This window comes from Oceanospirillum sanctuarii (assembly GCF_002150805.1).
Taxonomy (GTDB): Bacteria; Pseudomonadota; Gammaproteobacteria; order Pseudomonadales; family Halomonadaceae; genus Oceanospirillum; species Oceanospirillum sanctuarii.
Map to the genome: position 1 here is coordinate 428,248 of NZ_MTBA01000004.1, position 15,668 is coordinate 443,915.

Sequence of the window (15,668 nt, forward strand, 5' to 3'; positions counted from 1 at the left end):
TCCCAAAATCGGACACATTATAAAGACCTGCCACCGCCTTTACCACTCGACCTGCGACATTTTGCCACAACATCAGGCCATACTTAGGTACCGTATCCGGAGAATTTCGGGCATTTGGGGGGCAACGTCTGAAAATATCTGCCAATTACCAAATACAACGGGAGAAAAATGTTTAATTTTCTTTTACTTAGGCGCAAAAAAGCCCGCTCAATGAGCGGGCTTTTGCACAATCCCGACAAAAAAGCCGGAAAAGTTAGCGTCAGATATTAACGTGCAGGGAAATGCTGGAAGTGCACGTTAGAGATCTGCTGCAGAATACGTACAACCTGGCAGCTGTAACCGAATTCGTTATCGTACCAAACGTACAGAACAGCCTGCTTACCGTTAACGATAGTAGCTTCACCATCAACGATACCCGCATGGCGGTTACCAACGAAGTCAGAAGAAACAACTTCCGGAGACTGAACAAAGTCGATCTGCTTCTGCAGACCAGAGTGCAGAGAAGCGTCACGCAGGTAGTCGTTAACTTCTTCAACAGTAGTGCCGTTCTTCAGCGTCAGGTTCAGAATCGCCATAGAAACGTTTGGCGTAGGAACACGGATCGCGTTACCAGTCAGCTTACCTTTCAGAGAAGGCAGAGCTTTAGCCGCTGCAGAAGCCGCACCAGTCTCAGTGATAACCATGTTCAGCGGAGCTGCACGGCCACGACGGGATGCTTTGTGGAAGTTATCGATCAGGTTCTGGTCGTTAGTGAACGCGTGAACAGTCTCAACGTGACCGTGCTCGATACCATACTGATCTTCAATCGCCTTCAGTACAGGAACGATAGCGTTAGTAGTACAGGAAGCCGCAGACAGAATCTTGTCGCCTTCTTCGATCACGTTGCTGTTGATACCGTGAACGATGTTTTTGATGTCGCCTTTACCAGGAGCAGTCAGCAGAACGCGGGACGCGCCTTTGCAATCCAGGTGCTGACCCAAGCCTGCTTCATCACGCCACATACCCGTGTTATCAACGATGATAGCGTCATTGATACCGTAAGTGGTGTAGTCAACTTCTGCAGGAGAGTTCGCGTAGATCACCTGAACGTAGTTACCATTGATGATCAGCGCTTTAGCTTCTTCATCAACAGTGATGGTGCCCTGGAAAGAACCGTGAACAGAGTCACGACGCAGCAGGCTAGCACGCTTCTGCAGATCGCCTTCTTTACCGCCACGAACAACGATAGCGCGCAGACGCAGCTTGTTACCGCCACCTGCTTTTTCAACCAGAATACGCGCCAGCAGACGACCGATACGACCGAAACCGTACAGAACAACGTCTTTGTAACCGTCTTCACCGTTTGCTTCGTACTTATCTACAGCAGTGTCCAGTTCTTTACGCAGGAAAGCTTCCAGATCAGAACCGCCTTCGTTTTTGAACTTAACAGCCAGCTTACCGATATCAACGTGAGCAGGGCCCATGTTCATGCCAGCCATAGCTTCCAGGATAGGGTGAGTGTCACGAACAGACAGCTCAGTGCCTTCAACCTGGCGAACGAAACGGTGGTCTTTCAGGATGCGGATAACTGACTGGTTGACCATTGCGCGGCCATACAGTGAAGTCACTACATTGTTTTTACGATACAGCTGACCAATCAGCGGGATCATAGCTTCTGCCAGAGCTTCACGCTCCTGCCAATCCTGGAAACAGTTATCTAACATCTCTTGACTCACGGGCGGCCTCACTTAAATCAAAAAAAATCTCAACCGAAAATGCGGGCGTATTATGAAAGCAGAAGGACCAAAGGGCAAATTTAAACGCCAGTTTTGCGGCCAAAGTCTATTTAACCCCTAAAACTGCCTATTTAGCCCCTCAATTAGCCTATCCAACGCAATTCAGAACACTTATATATGAATAATCATCAACTTGTTTCTTATTATTCCGGCGCATTACTCATATCAGCCGATCAGTTAAATCCCTGCCAGCTACCCTTTACATTCACAGGTACAGCCTTAGACTTAGCTTCTTCTTTCCTATATGACATCTATCGACAGCCACGGAAAAGACACCATGCAACTGCAGTTAAAGTCCCAGATGGTTCCTGTAAAACCCGGTGATACCCGCCACTGGGGCAATCTGCCGGGACACGCCCGCGCACTGGTTATCAGCGAGTTGGCCCGTCAACAGGAACGCCTGCTGTTTGTGGTCACAAAAAGCCAGAGCGATGCGGAACAGTTGGCGGAACTACTGCAGTTCTTTCTGCCGGATGACCTTCCGGTGTTGCGCATGCCGGACTGGGAAACCCTGCCTTACGATGCCTTTTCTCCCCATCAGGACATTATCTCCGAGCGACTTAAGGTGCTGTTCCAGCTGCCGCAGCTGAAAAAAGGTGTACTGGTAGCACCTGCATCAACGCTAATGCAGCGTCTGGCTCCGGAAAGTTACATCAGTGGCTCCACCTTCCTGCTGGAAACCGGCCAGCGTTTTGATGCACAGGCAATGAGCCGCCAGCTGGAACAGGCCGGTTACCACTGTGTGGATAATGTTTACAGCCACGGAGAATACGCGATCCGTGGTGCCCTGATGGACATTTTCCCCATGGGCAGCGATGAGCCAATCCGCATTGATCTGTTTGATGATGAGATCGACACCCTGCGCACCTTCGATCCGGAAACCCAGCGTTCACAGGAAAAAACCGATCAGATCCGTATTCTGCCTGCTCAGGAATATCCTCTCGACAGTAGTGGCAAAACCCAGTTTAAGATCGCCTTTCAGGAAGCCTTTGATATCGACTTCCGCCAGTGCCCCCTATATCAGGATGTCAGCAAAGGCATCCCATCACCGGGGCTTGAGTACTATCTGCCGCTGTTTTTTGAGCAGACTGCTGACCTGTTCAGCTACCTGCCAGACAACACCCTGCTGGTCAGCCACAGCGATACCGAAGAAGCCGCTGAACATTTCTGGGCGGAAGTAGAGCGCCGCTACGAAGATCGTCGTTACGATATTCAGCGCCCGATTCTGCCACCAGCTCAGTTATTCCTGCCGGTTAACCAGCTGTTCAGCCGTCTGAAAAGCTACGCCCGCGTTCAGCTGCACACCGCAGCGGTTGAAGATAAAGCCGGTCGTATTAACCTGCCGTTCTCAGAACCGGCTCAGCTACCGATCGATGCCAAAAGCAACACACCGCTGAAACAGCTGCAGGATCACCTGAAAAGCACCGATAAGCAGGTACTGTTCTGCGCTGAATCCGCCGGTCGCCGGGAAGCCCTGCTGGAACTGCTGGCCCGCATCGAACTGCGCCCGACCGGTTTTGACAGCTGGCAGAGTTTCAGCACAGCACCCAAGGCCGAGAGCAAGCTGGGTATAACCGTTGCGCCGCTGTTAGAAGGGATCACCTGTGAAGCCCCATCTTTTGAACTGATCAGCGAAAGCCAGCTTTTTGGTCAGCGCGTCTTTCAAAGTCGCCGACGTCAGAAAGCCACTGATATCGGTGAGTACACAGTACGCAGCCTGACCGAACTGCAGGAAGGTGCGCCTGTGGTACACATCGATCATGGTGTCGGCCGTTATCTGGGTCTGCAGGTGCTGGAGATCGATCAGCAGAAGGCAGAGTTCCTGACGCTGGAATACGCGGACGGTGCCAAACTCTATGTACCGGTCAGCTCCCTGCATCTGATCTCCCGCTACTCCGGTGCCGGAGATGACCATGCGCCACTGCATAAGCTCGGCACCGAGCAGTGGGAAAAAGCCAAACGCAAAACTGCAGAGAAAATTCGCGATACCGCCGCTGAACTGCTGGATATTTACGCTCGCCGCGCTGCCCGTAAAGGCTTCAGCCATAACAATCCGGATCAGTCTTACGAAGCCTTTGCCGCAGGTTTCCCGTTTGAGGAAACCCCGGATCAGATGATGGCAATCAACGCCGTAATTCAGGATATGATCTCGCCACAACCGATGGACCGCGTGGTCTGCGGTGATGTCGGTTTTGGTAAAACCGAAGTTGCCATGCGCGCCACCTTTATGGCGGTGATGAGCGGCAAACAGGTAGCGATTCTGGTGCCAACCACCCTGCTCGCCCAGCAGCACTTTGAAAACTTCCGTGACCGCTTTGCCGACTGGCCGGTACAGGTTGAAGTTCTGTCACGCTTCAAATCCACCAAAGAGCAGAAAGCCGTGCTGGAAAATATGGGTAACGGTAAAGCCGATATCGTGATCGGGACCCACAAGCTGCTGCAGAAAGACACCAACTTCAACGATTTGGGCCTGCTGATTATCGATGAGGAACACCGCTTTGGTGTCGGTCAGAAAGAGAAGCTGAAATCCCTGCGTTCTGAGATTGATATCCTCACCATGACCGCCACGCCGATTCCGCGTACCCTGAATATGGCGATGTCCGGTATCCGGGATCTGTCGATTATCGCCACACCGCCAGCCAAACGTCTGTCGGTAAAAACCTTTGTCCGCAAATACGACAAACCGACCATTAAAGAAGCGATTTTGCGTGAAATTCTCCGTGGTGGTCAGCTCTACTTCCTGCACAACGACCTGAAAACTATCGAAAATGCCGCCGAGACCATTCGCGAACTGGTGCCGGAAGCCCGCGTTGGTGTGGCCCATGGTCAGATGCCAGAGCGCCAGCTGGAACAGCTGATGTCGGATTTCTACCACAAGCGCTTTAACGTGTTGGTCTGCTCTACCATTATTGAAACCGGTATCGATATCCCAAGTGCCAACACCATTATTATCGAGCGTGCCGATAAGTTCGGCCTGGCTCAGCTGCATCAGCTGCGCGGTCGTGTCGGTCGATCTCACCATCAGGCCTACGCCTACCTTCTGACACCGGAAGGCAAAAAGCTGAGCAAAGATGCCGAGAAACGCCTCGAAGCGATCGCTCAGGCGGAAGATCTGGGCGCAGGCTTTACCCTGGCAACTCACGATATGGAGATTCGGGGTGCCGGTGAACTACTTGGCGAAGGCCAGAGCGGCCAGATGGAACAGGTGGGTTACAGCCTCTATATGGAGATGCTGGATAAAGCCGTTAAAGCGATCAAACAGGGTAAAACACCAGATCTGGACAAACCGTTGAATCAGGGCGCTGAGGTTAACCTGCGTATTCCGGCGCTGATTCCGGATGATTACCTGCCGGATGTGCACAGCCGTCTGGTGATGTACAAACGCATCGCCAATGCCAGAGATAACAACGAGCTGAAAGAGCTGCAGGTGGAGATGATCGACCGCTTTGGTCTGCTGCCGGATCAGGTGAAGAACCTGTTTAATCAGACCCGCCTGAAACTGCGCGCCGAAGCGATCGGCATCAGCCGTATCGACTGCGGTGCGGAAAATGGCAGTCTCGAATTCACGGCAGAGACACAGGTTGAGCCACTTGCCATTGTTAAGATGGTACAATCTGCGCCGAACCGGTATCGTCTCGAAGGCGCGAATAAATTACGCTTTACCGATCTGATGAATCAGCCTGAGCGCCGCTTCTCGGTGATCGAAACCTTGCTGTCCAAACTGTCGCCGGATAAGGCAGCCTGAAACAGATGAGAAATATGAATTTAATGACTCGCAGTCAGAATGCTCACACTAACTTTCTGAAATCTGCCCTGTGCCAGCTTAAGGGTAAAAGCCATAGCCTGATAACAGCCTCACTGCTGCTTATGGCGACAGCTGGCACTCCTTCTTTTGCTGAAGACAATGCGGCTCCTGAAAAAGCCGTGGCTCGTCACTATACCGTTGAGATGATTATCTTCAGCTACGAAGAACAGGATAAAACCCTGTCTGAAAGCTGGCCGGAGAATGTTCAGGTTGAGCTGCCTAACGCCTATCTGAAACTCTATCGCCCTACTGATGTGACTCCGGAGCTTCTGGCAAAAACAGAACAGGAAGTGCAGACCCGCGTTCAGACCAAGGAAAACGGCGAGACAGAACTGATCGAAACTCCGGTGGGCATCGTACCTTTGAGCAATCAGCAACGCGCTGATCTGGCTAATAACCGCCTGCCGGATCTCTTCTATATGCCGGAAGATAAGATGCAGCTGATTCCTCAGCGTAATCGTCTGGAGCGCCGTAAGAACTTCCGCATCATGTTCCACGAAGCCTGGAATATGCCGGTGTACGACCGGGCAAACAGTACGCCCATTCATATTCGTGGTGGCGAACAATACGACAACCTGTTTGAGCTTGAAGGTAGTATCAACCTGTCCGTTGCCCGCTACCTGCACCTGGACACAAACCTCTACCTGAGAGAGTTTGAAGCCAGCCAAAGCAGTGATCAGACCAACGTGCCGGGTTTTAGCGAGCTGTTAAGCAATAAGAACAGCTCAACGGCTATTCTACCGAGCAGCAACCTGACACCAAACCCATCACTGGCATTACTGGGGTTCCGCCAGTATCGGGTCGACACCATTATTCCTATGCAGCAATCCCGCAGAATGCGAAGCGGTGATCTGCACTACATCGACCACCCGCGCTATGGCATCCTGATTCAACTGACGCCATACAACGCTGAAGAAGAGCCCATCGCACTGCGTTAGACCTCTCACTTCTGCACACATCCTCTTTCAGCCCGCACTTACTCCGATAACGCGGGCTGAAAGTTTTTCAATGCCTGATAAAGTTCCTCTCCCTGTGGATCCCTGCGATTAACCCAGACGCCTATGTTGGTGGTAAAAACAGGCTTATCAGTAAACTCCAACTCCAGTCGTTCATCGTTCAAATAATCTGCTATTAAAAAACCGGCTAATTTCTCTGCAAAAACAAAGTCGACGCGCCCTTTTGCCAGCAACTGAAAGCCCTGAGTCAGACTATCAACCTGAACCTGCTCCATATCCGTATGTTTAAGTGCTGACTTTAAGCCTTGAGTGGCCAGATCCGCCTGTCGCCCAACCGCTACTTTACCTGTCATATCATGCAAGCTTGGCCAGATGGTAACCTCGCCTGGGCTTGCCATGGGGACACGCAGACGGAAAAGCCCCATCTCAACGGTTTTATGATCCAGCTTAATCCAGTGGTAATCAGGGTCAGGCTTTAAGGGTGGGTAGAAACTGGCACTCCAACTTCCCTGAGTAACGGTGAAATTGGCTCTGGCTGGCGGAAGAAAATGAGACTGCAGAACAATATTGCTACCGCCATTGGATAGGTCCTCCATCGCCTTGTTCAGTGCTTCAAAAGAGAGGCCTGCTCCGGACAGATGTTCGCTGGTATAGGGAGGGTATTCGATGGCAATCACTTCGACGACGAGTTTTCCGCTCACATCCGCCTTTGCTTTCTCTGCGAACCAAAGCAGACTAAGAAAAAACAGAGGAGCATAAAGACTTAAAAGCGGGTAGCTGAGCTTCAGACGCATAAACCAACCTCAATAGACGCGATCTGCCGTTAATATCAGGCGACCTCCTGCCCCAAAAGACCATTCCGTTTAAAAAACACAAACAAAAAGAGCTTCGCTATCTCAATAGCAAAGCTCTTTGTTAAAGGTAGCGGAATCGATTGCTATGCGACAGAAACAGCACAGCGCTCAATTTCAGGCTAAAAACTATACCCGGAAAGCCGCTACCACCTGTTGCAGCTGGCTGGCTTGCTGAGAGATCTCTTCGCTGGCTTCCGAATTGCGTTTCACCGCTTCAGAAGTGTCTTCAGTAATATCCCGAATCACGACGATGTTCTGCCCCACTTCATTGGCGACGCTACTTTGCTCTTCAATGGCAGCAGCAACCTGAGTTGCCCGATCAGAAATATCCGTCACATCCTGAGTGATGGACATCAGCACCTGCTCAACCTGAGAAGCCTGATCCCGACTCTCTTGTCCCTGATTCCGGCTATCGTGAATCAGCTGAACAATATCTGCAGTTTTAGTTTGCAGCGAGGTAATAATCTCAGCAATCTCCTGTGTCGCATCCTGAGTACGGCCAGCAAGAGCACGAACCTCATCAGCAACCACCGCAAAGCCACGCCCCTGTTCACCGGCACGCGCTGCTTCAATCGCCGCATTCAGCGCCAGCAGATTGGTCTGCTCTGCAATGTCCTGAATCACACCCAATACCTGACCTATGGTTTGGCTCTGTTCTGATAATTCGGTAACGGAACCCACTGAGCCTTCCAGCTGATCGGAAAGGTTACGAATCAGACTGATCGCCTGCTGAACCTGTTTCTGCCCATCCAGTGCATCCTGATGAGTATTACGGGCATTACCAGCCATCAGTTCGGTATTGCGGGCTATCTCTTCTACGGTACTGACCATCTCGGTAATCGCCGTGGCTACAGAGTCAGTTTCAGCACGCTGACGATCAATATCAGAAGCGGTTTGCGCAGAGCTTGAGGACAAAAGATCCGTGGTGTGATTCATAGAACCAACAGCTTCATTCACCTGACAGATCACCTGCTGGAAGCCTTTCAGCATCTGGTTCAGAGAGGTCGCCATCTGAGCTATCTCATCTTTACCGGACTGATCCACCCTGAGGTTCAGATCATGGGTTTCATGGATTTTGTGAATATCCCGTTGAATACGGTTAATCGGCTGGAAGATCGACCGGCCAATCAGGTAGGTAGAAAGTGCAGTGATAACCAGAACCGCAATAAACACAGTAATGGCCAGCACATGGGCATGACTGATACTGGATGCCAGCTGATCGCTCACTTTTCCGATGGTGGACTCAAGCAGAGACTCGGTGCTTTGAATACGCTCACGCATCTGCAGGCGAAGGCCGGAATCACTGTTCAGACCCAGTTCCTGACGACCGGCAACATAAGCAGAGAATTTCGCCTGATAGGTATCGGCATAACCCATCACTTTAGGGTCAACACCCAGCTGTTCCAACTGCTGCTTGAGCGTCTTGATCAGCTTGGCGAACTTTTCCGGATACTTCATCGCCCCACGAAGAATAAAGTCCTTCTCTGCCCGGCGAAGCTGAAGCATGGTCACCATGACAGAGTCCGCAGAAAGGGCTTTCAACTCTGTTTCGATATTGTGCACAGCCTGGCGAAGCTCACCCTGAAGACCTGACTCGTGATCCAGACCGACCTTTTCCGTCGCCTTCACCACGGAGTGGAAGCTCTTCTGGTACTCGGAGAAGGTCACCTTAAGCTGATCCAGCTCAGGCAGATTCAGGTCATGACTTTGCGCAATAGCTTTAAGCTCTTTCAGGACAACATCGGTATGGGCAATGCGCTCATCAAAACGGGGGACATATTTGAGATCACTGCGGGCCATAAAGTCTTTCTCATGACGGCGCATGCTGAGCATATCCGTCTCAAGACTCAGGGCTAGTTCATGACCCCGCCCCAATTTCTCAACAGTGGCCAATGCCCAGGAGAAAAGGCCGAACATCACCAGCATCACCCCGATGACAATAGCGGCATTAATGGAAAGCTTGTGCTTAATCTGCATAGAAGGAACCTTAATCTGTTCAACAAAGCCTGAGGCAGAACATTGGTTTGGCAATAGCTACCTGCCAAGAGATCCCTTCTTATTATCCGGAAGCGCCCTGCTTCCGTTATTTATATTTAATAGTTACATCTTATTACATTAGCAAGAGTTTTTGTCCAGCTCAGAGTATCCGGGCAGATACTACAGAGTAAAAACTCTGTCATAAATCAGTAATAAAGATACTTAGTTACACTTTAAACCGCCCCATATGACCGGATACCGCCTGAACAGATCGTTCAAGCTCATGGCTTGCCCCTCTTGTTTCCTGCGCCAACTCCGACAAGCGGTCCGACTGCTCATTGATATCATGAACCGTATCATTAATATGATTGGCTACAACCGACTGCTCTTCCGTCGCGGTCGCAATCTGGGCCGACATACTGTTGATGGTGTTGATTCCCGCAACGATTCCCGCAAGGGCATCACTGGCAATTCGAGCACTCTCAACCGTAGCCGTTACCTGCTCGCTGGCTCCCTGCATCGCTTTCACCGAACCTGCTACTCCCTGCTGCAGACGCTCAATCATCTCCTGAATATCCTGAGTCGATTGCTGAGTCCGGGAGGCCAGAGTCCGCACTTCATCGGCAACCACCGCAAAACCACGACCTGCCTCACCGGCACGGGCAGCCTCAATAGCAGCATTCAGCGCCAAGAGATTGGTTTGCTCCGCGATACCGCCAATAACATCCAGCACGGAAACGATGTTATTGCTCTCCGTCTCCAACTGAGAGATCAGACTCACGGCCTGCTCAATCTCTTTCGACAGACTATCGACCTGAGAAGATGATTCCCGAATCGCTCGTCCAGAGGTTTGCACATCCTGATTCGCCTGATCTGACTCTGACGACGTGTTCTGAGCATTAGCGGCAATCTCCTGAATCGCCTGCTGCATCTCATGAACAGCAGTCAGTACCTGCTCAACAGAACTGCTCTGCTGGCTCGCACGTTGACCGGTTTGCTCAGCGCTGGTGAGCAGACCTTTTACCCCCTGATCCATCTCCCGGACATGATCCTGAGCCTCTGCAATCATGGTCTGCAGAAACTCCAGTAAGCGATTCACCTGTTTCGCCAATCGTGCCGTCTCATTACTGCCTTCAGCTGGCAGCCGCTGAGTCAGATCACCACCACCATCAGCCAGTGCCGCGACTAACTTTTCCAGATGGGTCAAAGGTCGTGTGATCATGCGGGGAACAAGAACCGTCGCAGCGGAAACAATAACCAGTGTCGCCAGGAGTACCAGCATCGCCTTGTTAAATTCACTGCTGGATACCTGACGGATCTCATCACTTAATGCTGCCGCGGTAGCATCCACCTGCTCACCAAGAGCATCGTATTGATCCCGAAGTTCAGAAAAGGTGGTGCCTTCAATGCCGGACATCAGATCGTAGGCAGCCTGAATATTTCCAGCATCTGCCACCGACATCACTTTTGCTGCTTCCTGTTGCCAGCGCTGCAACGCCCGACGGAAAGCCTCTTCACTTTTCAGTGTAACCCCGGCTTCTCCAGCCAGTGTCCTCGCCTTCATCATACGGTCAATCGCCTGCTGCACATTCTCGTCAAAATCACCTTTAGCAGCATCAATCGACTTGTTCTGGCTTCGCAGGGATACATAATCCCGCATGGCCACTGCCGCCTGATACAGGTCACGATCGGCATTAAGAATCGCACTGGTGGCCGGAGTCAGGCGAGCAGCCATATCTTCTGAACGCTCACTGACCTTTTTCAGGCCGCTCACTCCCATATAACCTTCCAGTAACACCAGAAACAGAAGAACAAGAATCGGCAGAGCAACCTGCCACCTCAGACTTAGCTTGCTATAGGACTGCATCATGGCAGAGCCTCCGGACGGGATATGTAGACTGTGCTGTTCGGCCTGACACAGCCGCCAGCTTTTGTTATATCCAAAGCATAGGAGGAAAATCGGCTGAATAACAAAATCTGTTAACAGGAAGAAGGAAGTTACCGGGACAGAAACGAAAAAACCCTCTTCACAGAAGAGGGTTTTCTTTAAAGCGGGGGAACACTCAGAATCAGTCTACCGTAGCGGCATCTTCTTCAACGTGAATCGCTTCTTCATCCTTAGCAGCGTTCTTAGTGCGGTGCTCGATCAGGAAGTACAGAACCAGACCAACACCCAAGCCCCATGCTGCACCGTGTACAGACAAAACCACACCCATGATACCGGCAACGCCCATAGAGGTAGCACTTTCGATCTGCTCAACCGCTACAGCGATACACAGGTAACCCGTGATGATCAGGGTGATCGACAGTGCAATCGGCAGAACCGGCTTGAACAGAGTGATTAGCGGCAGAACAAACAGAGCGATAAAGCCTACGATCCAGAATACGCCAGCACCGGAATAGATAGTATCCATCGCACTGCGGCCATAACGGTAACGCTCAGCAATCGTTGCCATCGCACCAGTAAACAGAGGACCTGCCAGACCTGGGTAAGGTGCAAAGAAAGAGTGCATCAGGTTACGGATACCGGTCACCAGGTGAACACGGTCAACGTCAACTTCGATCTTCTCATCCGGACGCAGGTGGTCAACACGGCTCAGCAGACTCTGACCCACAATGATGTCACCAAAAGCGATGATGTACGCAATGATCGCAGTTGGGATCGCGGCAATAAACAGATCAATACCCGGCATACCGATGGTGAACGGCAGGTAATCCCAGATCGCAGCAAAGTTAGGCGTAGAGATACCCATCTCAACTTCAGGCAGTTTGTATTCGCCAACGCCCCAACCGATTGCCATCGCAATCAGCATACCCGGAACCATACCGTAACCAGCAATGGTTTTAGCCCAGCGGTGCTTCTCAACCCAACCACGGAAAGACAGAGAGAACAGAACATAAGCGGTGATCAGACCACCAATACCCAGAGAGATAGGCGTATTGTGCAGGCGGCCACCTTCAACAATCTCACCACTGATAGCAGCGATACCCGCACCCAGCAGGATGCCTGCTTTAATGGAATCAGGAATCGAGTTAACCAGCTTAGAACCCAGACGGGTCACACCCATAAAGAGGAATACCGCAGTTACCACTAACTGCAGAGCCACCAGAGCCTTGATCGCGTCAGGGCCCGGTTCAAAACCTCCGATAAACAGAAGCACAACAGGAATGGCTGGCGTAATCCAACCGGGAACGAACGGCACCCCCAAAAGGTTAGGCAGCATAAAGCCGATACCACAGATCACAACATAAGCCAGCGCCACATCGTATGGCAGGCCCAGATACTTCTGTAGCAGAGGAATCATAGCCATGCCCACAACGAACATCACCATGCCCTGAACGGTTTCAGCCAACTCCCAGCGGTAGTGGATAAATGGCAGACGAATTTTGAACGGTCCAGCCGCCCAATACGGATGTTCTTCTCCGTGATTACGTTTTAATAGCACAGTTACACCTGTTAAATTTTCAATTTATTTTTTTGGTTTGCAGCCCCATGCCAACGCTGATTTGTCGTTATGGTTATTCAGAGTCGTCAGGCACGTTGAGTGCTTTTTACTTGCTTTTCGCACCCGCAACATATTAGACCTTGGTCAGAGAAAAATGTGACTTTAAAGTCACATTTCAACAATAGAAATCAATGACTTAAGAGTCACAAACCAACCTACCAACCGGAAGTCCAGAGTGGGCATAGCCCCCAGGTTTTTCAGTCAGTCGTTTGAGCTATCATCAAACAGCACTCATTTAGAAAAGAGGCATACGACTAAAAGATAAGACGATTCTTAAGCGCGCTATGAAGCTGTCCTTTCATTTCACGCCGGTGTTATGCTTGTGTCACAGATTACGATTAACGTCTTATGAAACAGCACGTTAGCGAGTCTGATGCCATAATGAAGTAGACAATGAATTGAAGAGGCCACTATGCAAACCTTTAGCCAGCGTGCAGATCAACTTGCGGAAGTACTGAAACAGATGGAGATGCAGGCTGAAGAATCACAACTGTTTGCACTGGGCTATATCATCCCTCAGCTGACATTAGTGGCTGAATACGTTGAACCTGAGGGAGACTTTGACACCTGCTTTACCCGCTGGCTCCATCAGGTATTTGCCGATGACGGTATGAACAGCGAAGACCAGCAGGAAATTTTGCAGCTCTGGCAACAGGCTCTGAATAACGCCAATCAGCAATAATCCAACGGACTGATACAGAAGAAACCGACATTAAGGCGGTTTACTGACTTCCAGAAAAACCGCCACCGTTGGATCACATAGCTTCAGGGCAGAACAGAGACTGCAGGGACAGGAGATAATGCTATGACGATGAAAACCAACACTCAGGGTATTGATACCCGAATCTCTCCGGAAGGTAGTCTGGAGGTTCTTTCTCAGACCGAAGTTAACCGTCTGAAATGTACCTCAGAGAATGGCCAGTATGATCTGTTGCGTGGTTGCGCTCTAGCAGTACTGAACTGCGGCAGTCATACCGACGACAGCAAAGCGATACTGGAACAGAACAAAGCCTTTGATATTGAAGTGCTGCAACAGGATCGCGGTATTAAAATCCATCTGACTCAAGCTCCCGCATCCGCCTTTGTCGATGGTGAGATGATCCGCGGCATCCGCGAACACCTTTCCTCAGTCCTGCGGGACATTGTTTATGTCAGCAGCGAAGTTCAGCACAATAGCCGCTTTGATCTGAACGATTCAGAAGGCATCACCAATGCCATCTTTCACATTCTGCGTAACGCGGGAACCCTGAAAGCCAATCACAGGCCGGATATGGTGGTTTGCTGGGGCGGTCACTCCATCAGTCGTGAAGAGTACCGCTACACCAAGGATGTGGGCCATGAATTGGGGCTGAGAGGTCTGAATGTCTGTACCGGTTGTGGCCCTGGTGCCATGAAAGGCCCGATGAAAGGTGCCAACCTTGCCCACGCCAAACAGCGTATTCAGGATGGCCGCTATCTGGGTATCTCAGAACCGGGCATTATCGCCGCAGAATCACCCAACCCGATCGTGAACGAATTGGTGATCATGCCGGACATTGAGAAACGTCTGGAGGCCTTCGTTCGTGTGGGCCACGGCATTATTGTTTTCCCGGGCGGTGCCGGTACGGCTGAAGAGATTCTTTATCTGTTAGGGGTTCTGCTGAATCCGCAAAATGATGATATCCCTTTCCCGGTTATCTTCACCGGCCCGGAAAGCAGCCGGGATTACTGGCAGCAGATCAATCAGTTTATTGGCCTGACTCTGGGCTATCAGGCACAGCAACGCTACAAGATCATTATTGATGATCCTGCCCGTGTTGCCCGGGAAATATCACATGGTATTGATGAAGTTGAAAAATCCCGCCGTATCAACAGTGACGCCTTCTACTTTAACTGGCGTCTGAAGATCAGTCCGGAGTTTCAGCAACCCTTTGAACCGACCCATGAAAACATGGCCGCGTTGAATATTCGTCTGGATCAGCCGACTCACCTGTTGGCAGCTAACCTGCGCAGAGCCTTCTCCGGTATCGTAGCCGGCAATGTTAAAGCTCAGGGAATTACCGCCATTGAGCAGTTTGGCCCGTTCCAGATCAATGGAGACGAGGAAATCATGGCTCCCCTTGACGCACTGTTACAATCTTTTGTGCAACAACAACGCATGAAACTGCCGGGAACAGAGTATAATCCTTGCTATGAGATTGCTAAGGACAGCGAATAGCGCGCATGTAGTTTCTGCTTGTTGCGCTAACAGGATGACGGATAAGGAACGAGATACAGCGGTTAACCATTAAACTCCGCTGTATTGATGTCTGAGGTTTTCAATGCAAAACATGAGAAAGCTGAAGGAAGATGCCCTTCGGCGAAAGCACGAGTTCGAAGAAAAACAGCGCAACGACGAACTCCAGAAACAGAGAAAAATGAGCGGTGGTCGTCCTCGCCCCCGCTCGGACAGAGGCCGTGCCGGTGCACAGCAAGCCCGGGGCAAGGGTAGCGCCAGCCAGCGTCGAAACGTACCGGCAGCCCGACCTCAGATGCGGAAAAAAGCCAAGAGAACTCCGGCACGTTGGGTTATAGATACCCTGCTGGTACTCGGCACTCTGATTGCACTGGTTATGATGTTTAATCCCTACTGATTACTCATCCAAAACAGCATGCAGATGAAACCGGAACCCCACTGTGTTCCGGTTTTTTTATATCCCTATTGATTACAATGTTATAAAGCAGAAATAAAACCTCCTGCTATCATTTCTTACAGATACATCTTCGCTTGCTTTCCCCCACCAGTTGGCTAGTATCAAAGAGAACCTTGGATTCCT

Annotated in this window: 10 protein-coding genes; 5 read left to right on the forward strand and 5 right to left on the reverse strand. The window is 50.9% G+C overall.

What is annotated here, in order from left to right:
* Positions 1–266: 266 nt before the first annotated feature.
* Entirely contained in the window at positions 267–1,715 is a 1,449-nt protein-coding gene (locus BV405_RS08925; RefSeq protein ID WP_217895615.1) for a glyceraldehyde-3-phosphate dehydrogenase, read from the reverse strand.
* Between the two features lie 337 nt (positions 1,716–2,052).
* On the opposite strand from BV405_RS08925, the gene mfd reads away from it, so the two are divergent.
* Both mfd and BV405_RS08935 read left to right on the forward strand, forming a co-directional pair.
* Complete coding sequence (mfd, locus tag BV405_RS08930) at positions 2,053–5,520, forward strand: transcription-repair coupling factor (RefSeq protein WP_245832285.1); 3,468 nt, start codon at positions 2,053–2,055, stop codon at positions 5,518–5,520.
* Positions 5,521–5,534: 14 nt separating this feature from the next.
* Positions 5,535–6,518, forward strand: a complete 984-nt coding sequence (locus tag BV405_RS08935) for a CsiV family protein (RefSeq protein WP_176330097.1) — start codon at positions 5,535–5,537, stop codon at positions 6,516–6,518.
* Between the two features lie 38 nt (positions 6,519–6,556).
* Here BV405_RS08935 and BV405_RS08940 read toward each other — a convergent pair whose 3' ends face one another.
* The 4 genes from BV405_RS08940 to BV405_RS08955 all read right to left on the reverse strand — a co-directional run bounded on the left by BV405_RS08940 (position 6,557) and on the right by BV405_RS08955 (position 12,813).
* Positions 6,557–7,330, reverse strand: a complete 774-nt coding sequence (locus BV405_RS08940) for a type 2 periplasmic-binding domain-containing protein (RefSeq protein WP_086480516.1) — start codon at positions 7,328–7,330, stop codon at positions 6,557–6,559.
* Between the two features lie 186 nt (positions 7,331–7,516).
* On the reverse strand, positions 7,517–9,367 hold the full coding sequence (locus BV405_RS08945) for a methyl-accepting chemotaxis protein (RefSeq protein ID WP_086480517.1): 1,851 nt from the start codon (positions 9,365–9,367) through the stop codon (positions 7,517–7,519).
* Positions 9,368–9,593: 226 nt separating this feature from the next.
* Complete coding sequence (locus BV405_RS08950) at positions 9,594–11,237, reverse strand: methyl-accepting chemotaxis protein (protein ID WP_086480518.1); 1,644 nt, start codon at positions 11,235–11,237, stop codon at positions 9,594–9,596.
* A 199-nt stretch (positions 11,238–11,436) separates the two neighbouring features.
* Entirely contained in the window at positions 11,437–12,813 is a 1,377-nt protein-coding gene (locus BV405_RS08955) for a solute carrier family 23 protein (protein WP_086480519.1), read from the reverse strand.
* Positions 12,814–13,285: 472 nt separating this feature from the next.
* On the opposite strand from BV405_RS08955, the gene BV405_RS08960 reads away from it, so the two are divergent.
* From BV405_RS08960 to BV405_RS08970, 3 genes are all read left to right on the forward strand, one after another.
* Complete coding sequence (locus BV405_RS08960; RefSeq protein ID WP_086480520.1) at positions 13,286–13,555, forward strand: hypothetical protein; 270 nt, start codon at positions 13,286–13,288, stop codon at positions 13,553–13,555.
* 123 nt (positions 13,556–13,678) lie between these two features.
* On the forward strand, positions 13,679–15,070 hold the full coding sequence (gene ppnN, locus BV405_RS08965; protein ID WP_281251661.1) for a nucleotide 5'-monophosphate nucleosidase PpnN: 1,392 nt from the start codon (positions 13,679–13,681) through the stop codon (positions 15,068–15,070).
* A gap of 112 nt (positions 15,071–15,182) precedes the next feature.
* The gene (locus BV405_RS08970; protein WP_217895616.1) at positions 15,183–15,485 is read left to right on the forward strand and encodes a hypothetical protein; all 303 of its coding nucleotides are present in this window, start codon (positions 15,183–15,185) and stop codon (positions 15,483–15,485) included.
* Positions 15,486–15,668 lie beyond the last annotated feature (183 nt).

Excerpts from the sequence above, each read along its gene's own strand:
- BV405_RS08960 (WP_086480520.1), top strand. The coding sequence starts at position 13,286 with ATGCAAACCTTTAGCCAGCGTGCAGATCAACTTGCGGAAGTACTGAAA.
- mfd (WP_245832285.1), top strand. The coding sequence starts at position 2,053 with ATGCAACTGCAGTTAAAGTCCCAGATGGTTCCTGTAAAACCCGGTGAT.
- BV405_RS08970 (WP_217895616.1), top strand. The coding sequence starts at position 15,183 with ATGAGAAAGCTGAAGGAAGATGCCCTTCGGCGAAAGCACGAGTTCGAA.
- BV405_RS08950 (WP_086480518.1), bottom strand. The coding sequence starts at position 11,237 with ATGATGCAGTCCTATAGCAAGCTAAGTCTGAGGTGGCAGGTTGCTCTG.
- BV405_RS08935 (WP_176330097.1), top strand. The coding sequence starts at position 5,535 with ATGAATTTAATGACTCGCAGTCAGAATGCTCACACTAACTTTCTGAAA.
- BV405_RS08945 (WP_086480517.1), bottom strand. The coding sequence starts at position 9,367 with ATGCAGATTAAGCACAAGCTTTCCATTAATGCCGCTATTGTCATCGGG.
- ppnN (WP_281251661.1), top strand. The coding sequence starts at position 13,679 with ATGACGATGAAAACCAACACTCAGGGTATTGATACCCGAATCTCTCCG.
- BV405_RS08940 (WP_086480516.1), bottom strand. The coding sequence starts at position 7,330 with ATGCGTCTGAAGCTCAGCTACCCGCTTTTAAGTCTTTATGCTCCTCTG.